Genomic DNA, 20058 nt, shown 5'->3' on the forward strand with positions numbered 1-20058 from the left:
AAAGATTGGACTACGCAAAAAATCTAAAGCTCGTTTTCTTGAGTTCCTTGAGCGAATGGAGAACGACGTATTCCGGATTATCAAGCAAAGCCACGGATTCTTTGATATAGCTGTTCAATTCTTCGGGCGTCTGAGCATGCATCATTGCATACAAATTGTAAGGAAAATTTTCAAAAACCGGACGCTCGTAACAATGCGAAACAAAATGCTTTTTCGCAAGAGATTTAATTTTACTGGATTCTTCGTCCCTTCGGTCCTCAGAATGACGAGAGAAGCACACCATCGCATTGCATGGGAAACCCGCATCTTGATGACGGAGGATTGCTCCAAAGCGACGCATGCGTTTGGCGGCAAGGTCCTCGCGAAGTTCATCGCAAGAAACGCCCCAATCCTTAAACGGAGTGAGCGTATGCGGGATGTCATCACAAGCGATGTGGATGCGCGACTTGTCGGAATCATCGAGCGTTCCGGGGAATTTACTGGATTCTTCGGCCCTTCGGTCCTCGGAATGACGATTTGTTCCCTTCCCCATCACCGTATTGATTTTATACTTTTTCGTGGCGGTGAGGACATGGACATCGTGCAAATCCGTTTGCAAACACATGCGGTCCACAACAGCCTGGATTGCAGATTCATTTTCAGCAATGACCGTAAACCAAACATTGTATTCGTGACTACGGATGTAATTGTGCGTAATCGCGGGTTCGCTCATCACGACTGCAGCGAACTTTTCCATCGGCGTTTGCGCATGATGTTCTGCCGAAAAATCATTTTCCGACGCCGGAACCTTCCCTGCACAAAGTCTCGAAATAAAGCCGAGTTTCTTGGAATCGTACACGCCACCGATACGGCGAATTACGCCAGAAGCGCGCATTTTCTCAACTTCGTCAAAAACTTCTTGTTCAGAAACGTTCAACATTTCCGCAAGCGCCTTATACGGGCGCTCCACCAACGGAAAGCCGTCTTGAATAATCGCGAAAAGTTTTTGGCTCAGCATTTGCGGCACTTCGCGAGGGGCTTTACAGCCCAATTTCTTCATCCGTCAAATAGCAAGCGGGGTCTTCGGCCCAGAAGTCACCAGTAACGGCTTCGGCACGCGTACGGAAATTGCCGTTGCACAAATTCAAGTAAGCACACTTCGGACAACGCCCCTTCAAAAGCGGTTTGCGGTTCTTGAGGCCAGCCATAATCGGATTTGACAAGTCTGTCCAAATGTCGCCAAAACTGCGTTCGCGAACATTTCCGAGCGTGATATATTGCGTAAACTGGTCCGGATGCACATTGCCAATGCTATCGATATTGCCAAATGCCATGCCACTGCGGTTGCCACCGTTCATCTTAATCAAATCCAAAATCTTTTCGGCGCGTTCCGGATCTTCGCGCTTCATGCGCTGGTACAGATAAACGGCATCGGCATGGTTATCGACGGTCAAAATTTCCTTGTTCACGCCGCGCTTCTTAAAGTCCAAAGTGCGGTCAATAATCAAGTCCATCACCTTGCGGCTCTCTTCGTGATTCAAGTCGTTATCGACCATCGCACTTCCGCGACCGCTATAGACAAGGTGATAGAAACAAACTCTATCAATGTTTTCCGCTTCGAGCAAATCGAAAATGGCGTTCAAGTCTTGATAGTTGTACTTCGTAATCGTAAAGCGGAGCCCAACCTTCTGGCCCGTCGCCACACAATTGCGGATCCCGCGCAAAGCCATCTGGTACGCGCCCTGCTTGCCGCGGAACTTGTCGTGAGTTTCTTCGCAACCATCCAAGCTGATGCCCACATAGCCAACGCCCATCGCCTTGAGCTTCTGAGCCACATCCGGCGTGATGCAGGTGCCGTTCGTCGAAATCGTCGGGCGGATGCCCTTGCTTGCCGCGTAGTTCGCAAGTTCAAAAAAGTCTGGGCGCAAAAGCGGTTCGCCACCGCTGAACAAAATCACCGGCACATGAAAATCCGCAAGCTGATCAATAAGCTTGATTCCCTCTTCGTGCGTAAGTTCGTTCTGGTACTTAATCGCCTCAGAACGCGCATAGCAATGCACACACTTCAGGTTGCAAGTCTTGGTGCAGTTCCACACCACCACCGGGCCACGTCCTGCGCCCACACCATTTGTCGCCTTGTGCGCATGAGGTTGATAACGAAGAGAATCCCCAAAATTCGGGGTGTCCATCAAAAGCTTAGTGATACTGATCATGGGCCCAAATCTAGAAATTTTCGGCACCCTCACAGAAAACCGAACTTCTGTTTTTAAGTTGAAAATATTGTTATAAGGTGGGAAAAACGATTTACCTTTTTAAATATTCTCTTTTCCGCTTTGGGCGTTCCCCGTGCATACACGGGGCGGGCTATATTTTAGGGACTGTTGGTTTTACTTCGCTCACCACCAGCCTCCTAAAACGGAGCCTTGCAAGCAAGTCTCCGCCCCAAGGGGTCACTATCCCTAACGCGAAATTATTCTTTCAAAAAAAATGCAAGATTTTTAAATACATCAAAAAATCTACTTGACATATTTTTCACTTACAAACAGCAGAATATATATTAAAGACATCAACTAAAAAACACAGGTTCCGTATGCCACAGAAAAATGGACTTATAGAGGAAAAAGATTTAAACGGTAAAGTTGTAAAATCAACAGAATGGCTTAATGGCAAGAAAAACGGTTGGGAAACTATATACGACGTCAACGGAAACTACGTAAAAAGAATTCAGTATTTATCCGGCAAAAAGGTTATCGAAGACGAGTATTACAAAGGGATCCTTTCAAAACATACACCTTTTGCCAACGGAAAAAAAGAAGGTATCGTTATTGAATACCAGAATGGCATCAAAATTTTAGAAACTACATATGCTAACGGAAAAAAAGATGGTCTCATTTTAGAATACTACCCTGATACAGGTCGATTGAAAGCTGAAAAAAAATACATAAACGGAAAAAGAATTTTTCAATATGAAAAATCATACTATCCAAGCGGAAATTTTTGTTTAGACAAAGATGATTCTTACGAAATTCACTATCTCGTAGACAATAACATTCCTTCATACAAAAGATATCTAAAAGGATTAGGTGTTGTTCAAGAAGATACTTTTTATACCAATGGCCGTATCTGCTGGACAAAAATTTACAAACCAACATATAAAAACATTTACTATGATCTCGAAGGAAACGAAATTGATTTTGAAGCCTATCTTAAGCTATGCGATTACGTCAATTTTCCAAAAGAAGAAGTGGAGTTAATGAAAGAAGATCCTTCTATGTACTTCGATGAAGATGACGAAAATTATGAACTTGCAAATAATATTGAAAACGAAGATGTAGCCAATAATTACTGTATGGCCATGCAAGATTTATGCGAAATTGCAGAATCGTTAGATTTACTAGGGCTAATCACAGTGGAAAGTGTAAAAGAAAAGCTGCATACAGCAGTAGAATCATATCGTTTTGCAAGAAAAAACTTTGAAAACGTATTTGGAGAAATACAAAACAATTCAATTGTTCAATAAAAATGTAATTTGAAATCCATGAAATCAATCTGCGGAATTTATAAAATCACAAACTTGGTTAATGGCAAAAGCTACATTGGCCAGTCTATCAATATTTCCAACCGTTGGAAGCAGCATACACAATCACTTGATAAAATCAAAAATATTGATGAGGAAAATCCGCTCCGCAGAGCATTCTGTAAATACGGTCTGACCCAACAGATTTCACAACCTGGAACCTATGGGAATTTTAAATTTGAAGTTCTTCTAGAATGCGATAGAGAAAGCCTAACAGAAAACGAATACGCAAAAATTGACGAGTTGCAACCCGAATACAATAGAATGATGTGTCCGCCAAGTCCGGACAGGATGTGGCCTCGAAAAGAAAATTCTTCTGAAAAATGTTGCTATGTTCAATACCATAATTTTAACGCATTAAACCATCTACCCGGAGAAGATACTTTTTTTTACAATATCAACGAAGATTCGTATTCCCTAGTCTCACAAAAAAGAGATTGTTTAAAATTGAAAGGCCAAAAGATTTATTTGATCGTTGGAATAAAGCAGCAAGGTCACAAGAAAAAAGACTTCTTTTTATGGGAATACACTCAAATAGAAGAAATAACATTTACCAAATCCATGCATGGACCCGATTATTCGTTAAAAGGAACTCGATTTATTTGCAAGGAACCAATTTATCTAAACGATTTATCTGGATTTGATTATTTTGCAAAACACACTATGGGATCTTTTGCCTATGGAATGCAAAATGCCATAAACGATCCCTTTTGTAAATATATTCTTAATGAGTCAAATTTCATTCAAATCAATGATGTAGCTAATAAACTAAATTGGCTAGCCAATTTTGAGAATCAACTCACTGATAAAGATTTATGTCTAACTAAAAAAACAAATGATATTATAGATTTTGACTGGTATTGGATTTGGGATAAAGATCAAACTAGCATGTTCTTCAAAGATCGATATAACAATATTTTCACTTGGAATCCAAGCTTTATTCTTAAACAATTCGAAATTTTACGGAAGAAAATTCCAAGTATACAAGAAATTCTCTTTCATTTGAACGAAAACATTTCTCTATTTGCCAAAACTTTTCCCGACATTCGCTGTTTTGTCATTTACAGCCCTAAACACACACATGAATCTTGGAATGATGTCATAAAAGAATTCAAAAAACACAAGAACATCGAATTACGCTCATTAGATTAGGAAAGGATATATCATCCCAATATCCCATCTAGGCAGCTACAATCGCCATGATTTTACCCAGTTCTTCTGCCAATTCAACTTTCAAATTACGGATATCGATATCATCTTGCAAAGAAATAAAATAGTTGTCGGAAACGCCAAAGAACTTGGCTTGCTTTAAGGATGTATCAACCGTAATTCTCCTACGGTCATGAAGGATATCCTGAATCATTGAAACCGGAACATTGATTGCCTTAGCAACCTTATCCGCAGACAAACCCATGGGAGTAAAGAATTCTTCGTCAAGAATTTTCCCGATTGTCAGTGTTTCAATATGCTTCATACACACTATAACCTATTTCATGTGAACTCGTTAAGAGGGCGCAATTCAACACGATCACCACAACAAGAGTACATCTTCAATACTTTGTTACAAACACATTTGCTATCAACAGTTGGCAAAATGAAGCATTTTGATAACGGTTGTTTGCAAAATTTACAGGAAACAGCTTTTCCCAAATTTGCACGTATATATTACGACTCCCGAAACAATTAAAGGCGAATTTATGAGCATAAAATCTTTTGACGAACTTGACATCACTGACCCAATCATGTTCGGACTCGTGTTTAGTAACAAACATATCGCGCAGCCCTTCATCGAGCATTTACTAGGCATCAAAATTGACCATCTTGAAACACCAATCCCAGAAGCTGTCCTAAGTTACGACGCAGAACACAAGGGAGTCCGTTACGATGTTTTTGCCCGCGAAACAAACGAAAACGGAGAAGCCATCCGTTCTTTTGATTTAGAGATGCAAATGGTCGATACCAAAGAACTCCCGCAAAGGGCTCGGTATTACCAAAGTGTCGGCGACGGTGTAGCCCTCTCCAAAGGAGATTTTTACACAAGTCTCAGAGAACAATATATTATCTTTCTATGCCCCGTAGACATTTTTGGCGGAGGATTCCCTGTTTACCATTTTGAGAACAGGGCAAAGGAGGATTTCAACATTACATTAAATGACCTCACCTTCAAGAATTATTATATATTTAGAAAATACGAGGAATTCACAGATCCTGTCGTCAAGGCATACATGAAGTACTTTGCAACAAACAATGTGGACTCTCGCGAAACCGAAACCATCAACAACCAGGTGTCCTTTTACAAGACCGATACTTTCATAAGGAATAAGTATATGACTTACGAATTTGATCTTCACGAAAGCAAGGAAGAAGGAAGAAAGGAAGCCGAGGCTAAGGCATTCGAAGAGAAAAAAGCGATGGCAAAGGGTTTTCGCGACGATGGTGTTTCTTTGGACATTATCTCTAAGCAGACCGGATTTACTATCGAAGAAATCAAGGCCTTGTAGGCAAATAACTGCAAGCCCAACCTAATTCATCGCATTTCATAGTTGAACGCACAAAGCTTTTTAAAGTTTTGTGCTTTTTTACGCCCTTTTATTCCGCATTTTCCTGCAACATGCGAATTTGCTCGTCCGCCCATTCTTCAAAAGTATCGTCTGCGATATGGGCTTTCACGGACTTCATCAAGTGGATGTAGAAATGCAAATTGTGGATTGCCGCGAGCGTCCAGCCAAGCGGTTCTTTTTCCTTGAACAGATGGCGCAAATACGCACGGCTGTAATTACGGCAGCAATAGCAATCGCAGTTCGGGTCAAGTGGCAAATCGTGCTGGTGCGCAAATTTCGCCCCCTTGTAGCGGAGCACGCCATGACTCGTATAAACTAATCCATCCTGCGCATTTTTCGCCGGCAAAATGCAGTCGCACATATCCACGCCGCGTTTCACAAGCTCTAGCAAATTCCACGGCGTTCCCACACCCATCACATAGCGGGCACGATCTTCGGGCAACAAGTTTGTACAAAAGTCTGCAATTTCGTACATCGTCTCGACAGGCTCGCCAACCGAAAGCCCGCCCATCGCATAACCATCCGGCTCAATTTCTTTGAGCGCTTCGATGGACTTCTGTCGCAATTCCTTGTGCATGCCGCCTTGCACAATTCCAAAGAAGAACTGCGGATAGCCGTGAATCGGCGGATTTGCCAAAAGCCATTCCTTCGCCTCGCGCGTCCACTTGAGCGTGAGCGCAAGCGATTTTTCCGCCTCTTCGACAGTGCTCGGGTACGGCGTACATTCATCAAACGCCATGATGATATCCGCACCGATTTCACGTTGCGCATTCATCACGCTTGCAGGCGTGAACAAATGACGAGAACCGTCCAGCAAACTCTTGAACTGGACGCCCTCTTCGGTAATCTTTCGGAACTGTTTTAAACTCCACACCTGGAAACCGCCGCTGTCAGTAAGCATCGGCTTGTTCCAGCTCATGAACTTTTGCACGCCACCCGCCTCTGCAATGAGCTTTGTGCCCGGTCGCAAATAGAGGTGGTACGTATTCGCCAAGATGATTTCTGCATCGATTTCGCGGATGTCGCGGCTCGTAAGCCCCTTGACCGTCGCGGCTGTGCCTACAGGCATAAACACGGGCGTTGTCACGTCTCCGTGCGCCGTATGGATCACGCCAAGACGCGCCTTGGACTTTGCAGATTTCTTTAACAGTTCAAAAGGATTTTCGTTCACGAAACCAAAAATAGAAATCTTCTCGCCGTTACGACTTTTCGAGTTTCGGCTTTCGGTTTCGCGGGGTCAAATGGCGCATTGCGTTTTTCCCCGTATGTGTGGGCAAAACCTTCTGGCTTGCAGAAAGGGTATGCTCAATTTTGTTTTCGCCAAGAGGACGAAACTGTCCCGTTAAGAGATTGTGGTCAATGGCCATAGGAGCTCCTAATGTTTATGATGGTGATAGAAACAATATATTAAAAAATTTTAAAATTTCAAGAAAGCACCACCACCAATCAAGGTTAATCATATACATTGGTCATTTTGCACAAGTGCTGTTGTCAACGCAAATTCGATTTAATATAATTGGATGCGGTTACACAAATTTAAAGGATACAATATGAGAAACTCGCTCAAGATCGATGGTCAGGTCAAGACTTATCTCCACGAAGATGAACTTCCGAAGGCATGGTATAACGTCCGCGCCGACATGAAGAAGAAGCCCGCTCCGCTTCTGAACCCGGGTACCGGCAAGCCGGTGACTTTCGAAGACCTGCAGCCAGTTTTCTGCGATGAACTCATCAAGCAGGAACTCGATAACGATACCGCTTACATCGAAATCCCGGAAGACATCCGCACATTCTACAAGATGTACCGTCCGTCCCCGCTCGTTCGCGCTTACTTCCTCGAACAGGCCCTCGGCACTCCGGCACACATCTATTATAAGTTCGAAGGCAACAACACTTCGGGTTCTCACAAGCTCAACTCCGCTATCGCTCAGGCCTACTACGCTAAGAAGCAGGGCCTCAAGGGCGTGACGACCGAAACGGGTGCAGGCCAGTGGGGTACCGCACTTTCTATGTCCAGCGCCTTCTTCGGACTGGACTGCCAGGTTTACATGGTGAAGGTTTCTTACGAACAGAAGCCGTTCCGCCGCGAAGTGATGCGCACCTACGGTGCATCCGTCACCCCGTCCCCGTCCATGACGACCGACATCGGCCGCAAGATCAACGCCGAATTCCCGGGCACCACGGGTAGCCTTGGTTGCGCAATCTCTGAAGCTGTGGAAGCCGCTGTGAAGCAGCCGGGTTACCGCTACGTTCTCGGTTCCGTGCTGAACCAGGTGCTCCTCCACCAGTCCGTCATCGGTCTCGAAACAAAGGCCGCACTCGACAAGATTGGCGTGAAGGCCGACCTCATCATTGGTTGCGCTGGCGGTGGTTCTAACCTCGGTGGTCTCGTGAGCCCGTTCATCGGTGAAAAGCTCCGTGGCGAAGCCGACTACGATATTCTCGCTGTGGAACCGGCAAGCTGCCCGAGCTTCACTCGCGGTAAGTACGCTTACGACTTCTGCGATACCGGTAAGGTTTGCCCGCTCGCCAAGATGTACACCCTCGGTTCTAGCTTCATCCCGTCTGCAAACCACGCTGGTGGCCTCCGCTACCACGGTATGAGCAGCATTCTCTCTGAACTTTACGATCAGGGACTCATGCGTGCAACGTCTGTCGAACAAACTAAGGTCTTCGAAGCAGCAAAGCTCTTCGCACAGACCGAAGGTATCCTCCCGGCTCCGGAATCCAGCCACGCTATCCGCGCAACGATCGACGAAGCTCTCAAGTGCAAGGAATCCGGTCAGGCAAAGAACATCGTGTTCGGTCTCACCGGCACGGGCTACTTCGACATGGTTGCTTACCAGAAGTTCAACGACGGCGAAATGAGCGACTACATCCCGACGGATGAAGACATCGCCAAGAGCCTCGCCCAGCTTCCGAAGGTGTAACGAAACTTGGCAACTCTGTTGCCTTAGTTGAGTCATCCTGAGGCAACGCCGAAGGATCCAGAAATCTAAGCAAAAGCGCCCAGCACCAGCTGGGCGTTTTTCTTTATAATCTCAACAATTCTACTCTTTCCGCCCGGTCAAGCGGTAGCGATGTTCTACGCCGTCTTTCTTGAAGCGCACGAACAAACTTTGTTCATAAACATCATAGAAAAGTCTTGGCGATTGCGAATCCACGGCACGAACAACAGCCATGTTACGAATAGAGTTCGTACTGTCCGACGATGTAGAATCACGACCTGTCGAATCAGAAGGCACAACTTTTGAAGAGTCTGTTTTCGAGGAGTCCGTCTTAGATGAATCTGTGGCCACAGAATCCTTTTTGCCAGAATCTGAAGCCGGTTCCTGAGCCTTAAGCAATTCAAGCATCTTTTCCGCATAGCGTTCGCCCAAAGTCTGGTAGCCATCGCGAGTGAAATGCAACGTGTAGCTCGGTTCCTTAATCGCAGGGCACCCCTGAGCCGAAATCACGTAGCCATTCGGAATCAAGTCCGCCGCTTCTTTCACGGCATCGTTTCGCCAGCCCAAATCACCCGTAGGCGCAAGCTCCCCAAGCAAAATCGGAGTTTTTTCCGGGTCAAGTTCCAGTTCTTCAATGAACTGGTCATAAACTTTCTTGACGCGTTCGGGCCAATCCTTCATCTGGTAATCCGCTTCGCCCTGGTGGAAAAGGAATCCCTTGATGACGCCCTTCTGCTTTGCAATTTTTCCCATTTCGACAATGCGCTTGTGCACATCGCCACCGTATTCATTCAGATACTGAATCCACCAAGTATCGTTTTTGTTCTTGGCATTCTGCACATAAGCTGCATTACGGTCCTTATCGAATAGATCAATGCTCTGCCCGCCAATTGCCACATTCGCGACCGCCACCGTGATGCTGTCCGGGAGTTCCTTGATCATTTTGCGACCAAAGAAATCGACAATGCCGACCTTGGATGCGCTATGCCCCATCGGAGGAGCCGCCGGATAAAACTCGCCCACCTTCTGGTTCGAATGATTTCCGGCTCGCAAAACCAAGAAACGCGGATTCGTTTGACGGTCCGTATCCGTAATGGTCGCCTGCCCCGACATATTGGACTGCCCGTAAGCAAGGTAAATATGCAAGTTCGGGTCCTGCGCAAAACTTGCCGCACCGAGTACGGCACTTGTAACAACAACAGACTTAAGGATTTTTTTTAGCATTTGTCCTCCAAACAAAAAGCTGTCACTAACGTGACAAGTTATACAACCCTTATCTTTAATTATAACAAAAAAGAAACCCCGTTTCGAGGTTTCCTATTTTTATTTTATTGCAAAACTGCAAGGGTTTAATGCGTTTACTCAATCTATGCAATATCAAGCATTTAACGCACGTTTACACGAATCATACGATGCGAACGTTTTGCACGAACTAAATAAATTCCCGCATTAAATCCTGATGCACGAAGCGTTTTTTGCAAAGATTTATTGCCAAGTGCACTCCATTCAGAGGGTGTTACTTTCGCAAAACCGAGATGTTTCCCGTTCAAATCAAACACATCAAAGTTTTCATTCACATCACTCAACTGTAGCGCCACCACCTTAGAAGCAATACCCGTTGTATGCCCCGGATCTGTCTGCGTGGAATCATCTGCAATTGTATACCATTTGGCATTTTCAATGTTTGCTGTAGCATCCGTTGGTGGCGTCGTGAGATTTGCGCCAAAGTTCGCATTATTCAGCATGTCGGTATTGACCATGCCGTAGAATACGCCTTTCGTAATTTCCTTGTCAAAATTGTTTTCGAGGTCGCCACGCAATTGTGCTGTTCCGCTCAGCTTTTTGCCAGAAACCGCCCACATCACGCCGTAAACTTGTGCGTTATCCGTCACCGTTGAATTCACAATCAGCGAAAGCGCACCAACTTTAGCCTTGCCGCTAATCGTCCCGCTCACAAGCCAAGCATCATCTTCAAGCACGGCATCGCTGCTGATGTTTCCCGCGGTCACGAGCGCTCGACCGCGTACCACGGCGTTATCGCTAATTGTTCCGCCATTCACGACAGCAAAATCCTCAATGCGGGCATTCCCCGAAACAGTACCGCCGTTCACGACCGCATCAGGCCCCACATAAGCCGTAGCAGCGACCTTCGCCTTGTTGCTGACCCAGCCACCGCCATTGCTATGTTGCGCATATCCCGAAGCAGTCCTTCCATTAAATCCAGCAGGCTTCCAGAAATCTTTCGTATAACCTTCAGGCGCGCCGTTCACAACTTCAATCATGTACGGATAGCGATAAATGCTGTAATAGAACTGGTCCCAAAGAATCGTCTGCATTTCGGTCGGAGTCGCCGTTACCGCAAGCCACAAAGCCTTGTCATTCGCTTTCGTTTCGATTTCAAGATTGAAACCTGAGCCGTGCTTCATTTCGCTGTAACGTGGCGTGCCATCTGCACCTTCCGCGACCAAGCCAACCGTCCAACCCGATGCAGGATCCGGCAATTTATCCGGCGCATAATTGCACCATTTATAAGTTTTACCCTTGTAATAGTCCGTGTTATCGCCAAAGCAAGTATAGCCATTGACCGTCGGCTTTTCCTGCACAATTCCACGGAACTTGACCGTCACCTTCCCTGCCGAATCCGGATAAATTCGCACCAAGTTATAGCCCCAGCGCTGCGGAGCCCAGTAACTCGGCGAAATGTAACGGTCCGCGCAATTCTCGGTCGCAACATTCCCATCCGAATTCTCGGAACTTTCGCATTTCATCTTGTTCAGCATGGTCACGCGAGAATGTCTGCGGTAGTTGTCGCCCCAACTTGCGTCACGACGCGTCTTAAATTCATAATCGCCATAGGATTTTTTGTACAAACTCTTTTTTGCCGGAGCGTATTCAAGCGTCGCGTTTTTCATCGCGAACTTGCCGAACTGATTATTCAGTTCTTCGAGCGACCAACCGTAAACCATCATCATCGCACTAAACGGAGTCTGTTCCATGCGCCCGTCTTCGCCATCACGAATCGATTCCATCCAGATGCGATTGACCTCGTGCGCGCCTTTATTGCCGCCACCAAATTCTTCTTTCAAATGTTCCAGGAACTGCCAATTGCAATAGCGGTCTCGCGTGGAGCCATAATACAAGTACGGAAAGTTAATCAGATATTCAGAGCAATGAGCATCATTCGGATTATACTGGTGAGCCATCCAGTTCGCATGCGATTCCGCCATCCAACCCGAATGACTGTTGTTCCCGAGCCAACCGGCCACGCCTTGCAAACCATGCGCGAACTCGTGCGAAGTCCCCCAATAATCCTTGAGCGCCCCGACTCCAATCCACATGCCAGGCCCATACTCGCCATTCAAAGCCTTCACATAATCCTGGCCACCGTACAAGGACGGCAATGTTTCAAACACATAAATATTGCTTTTGAGTTTCCTGTCCGAACTTTTCGGGAACGGCAACATCCAGCCGAGCGAATCGATGTAGAACGAATACACCTTTTCTAGCGACTGGAGCACACCCTCGGCATCAGAAGTCGAGATTGAAACATTATTCGCCGCACCATCGTCGGTCTTTGGCTTTTTGCAAACTTCAAAATGTTCCGAAGAACGAATCAGCGTAAAGCCATTATCTTCACACTGCGGGACCCAAGTCACGTCGGCAAACGACGCAACGGCCATAGCACAGACTATCTGCGTAAATTTCATACCACCACCCATCAACACCCTAGAACATTCTAGGTATTACTAATATATATTCTCGCCCCCTCAAGCGCAAGAACCAACTAGCAAATTGTTGTCTTGAGACTCCCCGTTTGGGGTTACTTTCTTCCGAGATTCTTGAAATCAGGCGAAATAAACACGCAATTAGTGTCTTTGGGAGCGGAGCGATAAAGCACCAAGTCCAAGGTGAAAATACCCTTAGTTGAGGCACTTACCGACCAGCGGCTACCAGCAGGGCAATCCTTGACTTTCTTGTTCAGCGTTGCCGTAAACTTTCCGCCCGTCACGCGATACGTAAAGTAATCAGACACTAAAGAATCCGGCATCTGGAGCGATTTCGGCCCACCCACCTTGTTTGTCTTTGCAAAGAAAGACTTTTGCGCCTGGATATAGTACAAAGTCTGCCCGGTCAAATCTTCGGACACCGCCTGCGATCCACCGAAAACGCTCGGCGTTGAGCAACCGCGCACGCCAAAAACGAGCACGAGCACAAACGCAAGCGAGCAACCAATAAAAATCCAGTACTTCGGCTGAACCTTTTTTGCAACAGCCGCAATCTTTCCGCAAAGTTCCTTAAGTTTATCAGAAACGCTAGGTCCCTCTGACTGTGTTCCCGAGAGTTTCATATCCTGCAACACAATTCCGTCTTGCCACTTGAGGAGCTTCGTTGCGACGAGCATGTGGCAGAACTGCTTGGGGAAAGCAAGGCCAAACGCAGCAATGATAAAAAGAACAATGCTCAAGATGAAAAGAACGAGCAAAGCGTTATCTGCAGCCGGTAACAAATCCTTTGCCTGACGAAGAACATCCAAGAGCTTTTTATCATCCGAAAAATTTTCGGCCGCAAAACGTCCCGTGAAAGAATTCGAATAACGGTTGAGCCCCATCTGCACGCCATCTTTTGCCATAAGGCAAACTTTCGTGAGAGCGCGCTCGACTGCAAAACAGAACATTCCAAGGATTGCAATCAGCGATGCAACCAAACGCGCAGTACGTACAGATGTGAGACTCTTCATTTACTTTTTCTCCACCAGTTCCTTCGCCATCTTCTTTGCGGTCACAAAGTCAGCCTTGCCAGAACCAAGCTTCGGCATCACGTCAACGTTAAACGCAGCGGACGGAAGCATGAGAGGCGGCATGCCGCTTGCACGCAATTCCGAGAGCACGTCCTTCGGGTCCTTTTCGCCCTGGTACAAAAGAACAATCTTTTCACCCTTGGTGGCATCCGGGATTGCCGTAACAACGTAATCACAGCCCTGCAACACAGGCGTATCCTGAATCTTCTTTTCGACAGCACCAAGGCTAATCATTTCACCGCCGAGCTTAGCAAAGCGGCTGTAGCGGTCCACAATCGTAAGGAATCCGTCTTCATCGAGATAGCCCTTGTCACCCGTGCGGTAATAGCGAATGCCATCCTTCTGGACAATCACGCTCTTCGTGCGGTCTTCGTCCTTGAGGTAGCCCTTCATCACCTGGCAACCGCCAATGAGAATCATACCCGCTTCACCAGTCGGGAGCGGTTCGTTTGTTTCAGGGTCGACAATCAAGAACTGCGTACCCGGGAGCGCAGGACCCACCGTACCCGGCTTGTTGTTCACCTGCAACGTGGTATAGTCATCGAACAACGTATTTTCGGTATTGACCGATGCCACCGGAGCCGTTTCCGTACAGCCGTAACCTTCGTAAATTTCCTTACCGAACTTAAGGCGGAATGCCGTTGCAAGTTCCGGACGGAGAGCCTCGGCACCAGCGATAATAATACGCACAGACTTAAACATCAACGGGTGCACATAGCGGCTCACCGTAAAGGCTCGGAGGAACGTCGGTGTTGCCACCAAGAACGTCACCTGGAATTCCGCACAAACGCGAGACATCGTCTTCACGTCGGTCGGGTCAGCCACAGCTACAATCGGGCAGCCTTCCGTGAGGTTCAAAAGCGTCGTCACCGTAAGACCAAAGCTATGGAACAGCGGGAGTTCCGAGAGCATCACGTCGCCACGGCTCACATTCAAAATGCAAGCAAGTTGCTGGATGTTGCCCATCAAGTTGCGCTGCGTAAGTTCCACACCCTTCGGCGTACCTTCAGAGCCAGAGCTAAACACAATCACAGCATTGTCGTCCATGTTGCGATGTTTCACAAACACAAGGCGAATAAGCCAGCTCGGCATGAGGATGCAAAGCACAAGGAAAGCAGCAATCTTTGCCTTCGGGATTTCCTTCATGATATCTTCGGCATAGAGCAAGCGCACCTTGTCCGATGCAATCTGCGAGTAATCGTTGCCACGGCCTTTCAGCTTTTGCACAAACTGGCGGCTCGTAATCACGGTCGAGCATTCAGCGCGATCGCAGCAGAACTTCACATTATCGACAGAAGACGTGTAGTTCAAGTTCACGTTCGTCTTGCCAATCACCCAAAGAGCGAGGTTCACAATCACGCCAGCAGGGCTCGGCGGGAGCATAATACCCACGTTCTGTTCATTCTTGCCAAGCGTCTTCTTGAGGTAGCCGCGGAAAGCCATCACAGCGCCCATCAGCTTGTAACCCGAGAAATGAGCGCCATCCGGGCTATAAATAGCAGGACCATTCTTCACGTACTTCTTGTAAGTGCGGATCCAGCTATCGGCAATCGGGTGCACAAACGAAACAGCGTAGTTCCAGGCGTCAATAGAAATGCGACGGATAACAGCACGGATTTCGTTAGGCGGCGTATTGGCCGGAAGTGCTTCTCCAAAGGCGACCGTCACAGAACGTTCAGCCGAAGCACCGAACATGTTCGAGGAGCTATAGCTATAGTTAGAGCCCCACAAGCCCTGGATATAGAACGGAATTACCTGAGCCTTTGTGCCATCGACAGCGGAGGAATAGTCAATCGTAAACGGTTCCACGTGCGGAGACTTGGAAACTTCGCCCGACGGGAAAATCACGACAGCCTTACCTGCGAGGAGGGCGGCATGAATCTTGTCCATCGCAACCTTGGGATTGCGGTTATCAATACGGATCATGCCCAAGCGCTTGAGCACGGCGCGCAAGTACCACTTGTCGAAATGGTCCTTGTTGCTAGCAATGCAAAGCGGACGCGGAGATGCCATCTGCACCATAGCCCAGTCAATAAAGCTGTGGTGGTTACCGACCAAGAGAATCGGGCCTTCGTTCGGGATGTTCTGCACGTTCAACACGCGGATTCTATAACGGCTGAACACAAAACGTAAAAGCGTACGCAGCATAGCCTGCGGCAAATTCGAAATCGACCAGACGAATACACCCACAGAAATCACGGCAAGGCCAATGAAGTAGTTCTGCGGACGGACATCGGTGTTGCGGACCATCATCGTGAACACGAACAGGAACGCCACAAGCACCACAGCCTGGATCAAGTTTGCAAGTGCAATCACAGAACCGGAGTTGTTCGGACGCGTGTTATACTGCAAAAGAGCATTCACCGGCACCAAGATGAGACCGCCAAAGAAACCAGTCATGGAATAAAGCACAACGAGAGCAACCGGATGCACTAGGAACGGCACGAGGAACATGCAGATTGAGGCGCCAAACATGCCAAGCGGCACAAAGCCGGATTCAATAAAGTCCTTGGAGAAGTGTGCAGCCACAATCGTACCAACCATGAGGCCCACAATCGCAAACGACATGTAGTCCTGCATCATGTTCACGGTCGAAGAACCGGACACGTCCTGATAAATCAGCACGAACACCTGAGCCAAAGCCCAGAACATCGAAAGGGCTATGATAGACGCACGGAGCGTCGGCACGCGGAAACCGAGACTCAAGTGGCGCTTGACCTTGTCAACGCTCACGTTCAAGTCTTCGAACTTCACGCGCGGAATCATGAAGTTTGCAACCGTACCGAGCACGCTCACCGCGGTCAAAATCCACGGAATCACAACGGACTTTTCCGTAATGCGACGCACGGCTTCGTAAGAAACGAGCTGATCGAGGTTAATCAGGTTCACGCCGACAATCGCAAGCCAGGATGCCGCGATGATACCGCTAATACTGAATATCTGGAGGAAAGCGTTCGCGTAGCTCAAATTCCTAACGCCAAACATTTCCTTGATAATGGCGTACTTCGCCGCACTGTGGATGGCAAAACCGCAGCTCAGCCCAATGGAGAGCCAGAATGCGACTCGCGGGTAATCGATCGTCACAAGCACAGACTGCGCTATCACAAATAGCGTCATCATGAGTGACGACCAAGCCATCACCTTGTTCTTTGAAAACTTATTGGTGAAGAACCCCGCAAAGAACACCATCAACACGTATGGCGCGAGGAAGAAGATTTGGAGCATGAAGTTCTGCCAGATGATACCATCCTTTGCAAAGAACGATCCCGACAGAATTTTCTGGGCGTAAATAAACACACCCGCCTGAACAAAAGTTGTTGCAAGGATAGATAAGAAGAATCTTATAGAACCTTTAACTTTCCACATTTACAAAACCCTTTTTTTGCAAAATGTCCTTTTGCTCAAAGATAGAAAAATCACTTCATGAGCGCCTCAATCTCCTCAACTGTACGCGGAATATGCTCCGAAATATTTTCAAAACCGCTTTTTGTAATAATTAAATCATCTTCGATGCGGATGCCGATACTTTCGCGGTAGCGCTTGCCGTCAATTGTCGCCGTAAAATCGCCGTAAAGTCCTGGCTCACAAGAAATTAACATTCCCGGTTTTAACACCACATCCAAGGAACGGGAACCCGGGTCGCCTTCGTGGATATGTTCCCCGATAAAGTGACTCACCCCATGCGGCCTCTTATCGTACAGAAGCTTGAAACTCCCCTTCGCCCCCTTTACTAGGCGGCGGTCGAGTTCCATCATAATGAATTCCCAGCAAATCATGCCGATTTCCTTGAGAGCAACTCCCGGACGTACCACGCGCTGGTACACCTTCGCAGATTCGAGCACAATTTCGTACAACATTTTTTGAAGCGGGTCAAACCTGCCATTTACAGGAATGGTGCGCGAGATATCGCTGTGGAGAGTCCCGAACCGCACACCAAAGTCAAAGAGAACAAGTTCGCCATCGCGCAATTGCTCGTCGTTCTTCACGTAATGCAAGCAACAAGCATTCTTGCCACCCGCAATAATCGTCGGGAACGCAAGGTCGCCATCGCCACGGCGCTGCATTTCGTAATTGAGGAACAGCGCCACATCGCGCTCGGTCTTCATGTTCTTCATCTCGGTCAAAAGCGCGCGGAAAGCTTCATCCGTAATCTGCTGCGCCACACGCGCATCACCAATGCGTTCCGGTTCCAGCACCAGGCGGTCTTCGAAGTGCATGTCGGCACAGCTCTTGACGTTCAACTTATAAGGGCGGAGCACCTTCTTCAGATCGTTCTTGAGCTTTTCGTTGTGATCGCCCTTGAACTTCTCGTAATAGAAAGCATAAGCGTGGTCCACGGCATTCTTGCCGCTCGCATATTTCTTCGCAAGCGACTCGACAAAATCCCATAGTTCGTCAATCGGTCGAACTTCCTCGACGCCCGTCAAACGGGCGACAACATTTTCGCCATCCACAAAACCAAGGCGCTTGCCGTTCCAGAATTCCTTGAACGGGTCCTTGCGCGGTACAAAGAGCGTCGAACGCATGGCACGCGGATCCAGCACCAAATAGCAACCCGCCTGGTTCACGCCGGTCAAATACAGAAACGCAGGGTCCTGCACAAAGCGGGTCCAAGTTTGAACAAAGGCTTCCTCGCCCCCCGGTTCAACGATCATACCTGCAAAAACGCAAAAAGAGTCAAGCTTTTCCATCAAAGACTTGCGTCTTTTCGCATAAATTTTCTTGGAATCGTAATTTTTGGACGATAAAAAGACCTGAGAATAGGTCTGAACGTCATTTTTACGTGCTTGCATAGTCAATTTTTACCTTTTTTAACATTTTTTCTGCCACAACTATATATATTTTAGCCATCAAAGACTAGAATGGAGCTTAATAATGTCTCTTAAAAAATGGAAATTAGTTCTCGCCTCTGTTTCTGTAGCACTTTTCACAGCTTGCGCAGGTTCTTCTAACTCTAGCAGCAGCGATACAGGCTACACGGGAAGCAACGAATCTACCTCTGAATCCTCTTCTTACACAGGTTACAACGAAAACCAGGCTGAATCCGCCAAGCCGGCTACTCCGGCAAAGAAGGAACCGCCTAAGGAAGTCATCAACGAAAAGACCCTGAAGAAGACTCAGGACGAAGCGGCCGCCGCTAACGAAGACAACCACAAGCTCCGCAAGGAAATCTTCGACGCAAGGACCAAGCTTGGTCTCCCGGTTCAGCAACCTTCTACAGATGAAGAGTAGTATAAGGCATTACTCACTGTCTGACAACCTGAAACGCGTTATTTCAGGCGAACGTGAAACGGTTTTCCGATTACTGGAGAGCCGTTTTTGCGTTGAAATACGCACCCGTCTTCCGGGTCTAGACCTAGTTCCCCAGGAAGGAGCCGACTTGTCAGGCCTGCTGGCTGTTCTCGACCAGCTTAAAATCGCCGCACGCAACGGCGAAATTTTAGACGCCACCCAACTCGACCGCATGCTCGGCCCTAAGGAAGCATCGGAAACGAGCTACACCGAGCTCATCCCCGATAGCCCCGTCTTTAGGAACAGGTTCGGTATCAGCGTCTCTGCAAAGACTCCCGCACAGGCGGAACTGGTCAAGGCAGTCGAAAAGAACGATATCATTTTTGCAAAAGGCCCTGCAGGCACAGGCAAGACTTTCCTTGCCGTAACACTTGCCGTTGCAAGCCTTGAACGCGGCGAAGCCGAACGCATCTGCCTCGTGCGCCCCGCCGTCGAAGCCGGCGAATCGCTCGGTTACCTGCCCGGCGACCTCAAAGAAAAGATTGCACCCTACCTTCGACCCATTCACGACAGCCTCTCCGAGCTTTTGCCAGCTGAGAAGCTCAAGCGTTACGAAGAAACGGGCGCCATCGAAGTGGCACCCCTCGCCTACATGCGCGGTCGCACACTCAAACGCGCCTTCATCATTTTGGACGAAGCCCAAAACACGACTATCGCCCAGATGAAAATGTTCCTCACCCGACTCGGTCCCCACAGCAAGGCCATTATCACAGGCGACACAAGCCAAATTGACCTCGCCAAAGGGCAAACGTCCGGTCTCGAACATGCGATGAAAATTCTCCAGGGGATTCGGGGGATCGCTGAAGTCGAATTTAGCGCTACCGACGTTCTTCGTCATCATCTAGTCAAAGACATTTTGCTAGCTTACGAACAGAACGAGCAAAAAAAATAGAAGAGTATTAA

Annotated in this window: 15 protein-coding genes; 6 read left to right on the forward strand and 9 right to left on the reverse strand. The window is 47.5% G+C overall.

All coding sequences use genetic code 11. The features are described 5' to 3' along the window. Positions 1 to 10 precede the first annotated feature (10 nt). Together B7991_RS13170 and nirJ1 are read right to left on the reverse strand one after the other, a co-directional pair. On the reverse strand, positions 11 to 997 hold the full coding sequence (locus B7991_RS13170) for an Lrp/AsnC family transcriptional regulator (protein ID WP_159462300.1): 987 nt from the start codon (positions 995 to 997) through the stop codon (positions 11 to 13). 22 nt (positions 998 to 1019) lie between these two features. Continuing rightward, complete coding sequence (gene nirJ1 / locus B7991_RS13175) at positions 1020 to 2192, reverse strand: putative heme d1 biosynthesis radical SAM protein NirJ1 (protein ID WP_088631244.1); 1173 nt, start codon at positions 2190 to 2192, stop codon at positions 1020 to 1022. 377 nt (positions 2193 to 2569) lie between these two features. On the opposite strand from nirJ1, the gene B7991_RS13180 reads away from it, so the two are divergent. Continuing rightward, positions 2570 to 3499 (forward strand): toxin-antitoxin system YwqK family antitoxin, encoded by a 930-nt coding sequence (locus B7991_RS13180; protein WP_088631245.1) that lies wholly within the window; start codon positions 2570 to 2572, stop codon positions 3497 to 3499. An 18-nt stretch (positions 3500 to 3517) separates the two neighbouring features. After that, on the forward strand, positions 3518 to 4708 hold the full coding sequence (locus B7991_RS13185) for a GIY-YIG nuclease family protein (RefSeq protein WP_088631246.1): 1191 nt from the start codon (positions 3518 to 3520) through the stop codon (positions 4706 to 4708). A gap of 28 nt (positions 4709 to 4736) precedes the next feature. Here B7991_RS13185 and B7991_RS13190 read toward each other — a convergent pair whose 3' ends face one another. Then, the gene (locus B7991_RS13190) at positions 4737 to 5030 is read right to left on the reverse strand and encodes a HigA family addiction module antitoxin (RefSeq protein WP_088631247.1); all 294 of its coding nucleotides are present in this window, start codon (positions 5028 to 5030) and stop codon (positions 4737 to 4739) included. A 223-nt stretch (positions 5031 to 5253) separates the two neighbouring features. Here B7991_RS13190 and B7991_RS13195 point away from each other — a divergent pair, with 223 nt between their 5' ends. After that, positions 5254 to 6057, forward strand: coding sequence for an Rpn family recombination-promoting nuclease/putative transposase (locus tag B7991_RS13195; protein WP_088631248.1), 804 nt, complete (start codon positions 5254 to 5256; stop codon positions 6055 to 6057). Between the two features lie 88 nt (positions 6058 to 6145). On the opposite strand, the gene tgt is transcribed toward B7991_RS13195, so the two are convergent. Then, positions 6146 to 7288 carry a tRNA guanosine(34) transglycosylase Tgt gene (tgt, locus tag B7991_RS13200; protein ID WP_088631249.1) on the reverse strand — a complete coding sequence of 381 codons (1143 nt, stop codon included), beginning with the start codon at positions 7286 to 7288 and terminating at the stop codon, positions 6146 to 6148. Between the two features lie 379 nt (positions 7289 to 7667). Between tgt and B7991_RS13205 the strand changes: the two genes are divergently transcribed. Continuing rightward, positions 7668 to 9047: a TrpB-like pyridoxal phosphate-dependent enzyme gene (locus tag B7991_RS13205; protein WP_088631250.1), complete on the forward strand. Its 1380-nt coding sequence runs from the start codon at positions 7668 to 7670 to the stop codon at positions 9045 to 9047. A 120-nt stretch (positions 9048 to 9167) separates the two neighbouring features. Here the strand turns inward: B7991_RS13205 and B7991_RS13210 are convergent, their stop codons facing one another. From B7991_RS13210 to B7991_RS13230, 5 genes are all read right to left on the reverse strand, one after another. Then, positions 9168 to 10289, reverse strand: coding sequence for a sialate O-acetylesterase (locus B7991_RS13210; RefSeq protein ID WP_088631251.1), 1122 nt, complete (start codon positions 10287 to 10289; stop codon positions 9168 to 9170). Positions 10290 to 10450: 161 nt separating this feature from the next. Then, a complete protein-coding gene (locus B7991_RS13215) occupies positions 10451 to 12772 on the reverse strand; it encodes a DUF6055 domain-containing protein (RefSeq protein ID WP_254917977.1) in 2322 nt (773 codons plus the stop codon). Positions 12773 to 12885: 113 nt separating this feature from the next. Continuing rightward, positions 12886 to 13803: a hypothetical protein gene (locus B7991_RS13220; RefSeq protein WP_088631253.1), complete on the reverse strand. Its 918-nt coding sequence runs from the start codon at positions 13801 to 13803 to the stop codon at positions 12886 to 12888. Beyond that, positions 13804 to 17229, reverse strand: coding sequence for an MFS transporter (locus B7991_RS13225; protein WP_088631254.1), 3426 nt, complete (start codon positions 17227 to 17229; stop codon positions 13804 to 13806). It abuts the gene before it with no gap. 50 nt (positions 17230 to 17279) lie between these two features. Beyond that, positions 17280 to 18656: a Xaa-Pro peptidase family protein gene (locus B7991_RS13230; RefSeq protein WP_088631255.1), complete on the reverse strand. Its 1377-nt coding sequence runs from the start codon at positions 18654 to 18656 to the stop codon at positions 17280 to 17282. Positions 18657 to 18738: 82 nt separating this feature from the next. On the opposite strand from B7991_RS13230, the gene B7991_RS13235 reads away from it, so the two are divergent. Next, positions 18739 to 19095 carry a hypothetical protein gene (locus B7991_RS13235; protein WP_088631256.1) on the forward strand — a complete coding sequence of 119 codons (357 nt, stop codon included), beginning with the start codon at positions 18739 to 18741 and terminating at the stop codon, positions 19093 to 19095. After that, positions 19085 to 20047: a PhoH family protein gene (locus B7991_RS13240; RefSeq protein WP_088631257.1), complete on the forward strand. Its 963-nt coding sequence runs from the start codon at positions 19085 to 19087 to the stop codon at positions 20045 to 20047. The genes B7991_RS13235 and B7991_RS13240 overlap by 11 nt, the downstream gene beginning before the upstream one ends. Positions 20048 to 20058: the final 11 nt, after the last annotated feature.

It is taken from the genome of Fibrobacter sp. UWB3, from assembly GCF_002210405.1.
In the GTDB taxonomy this organism is placed as follows: domain Bacteria; phylum Fibrobacterota; class Fibrobacteria; order Fibrobacterales; family Fibrobacteraceae; genus Fibrobacter.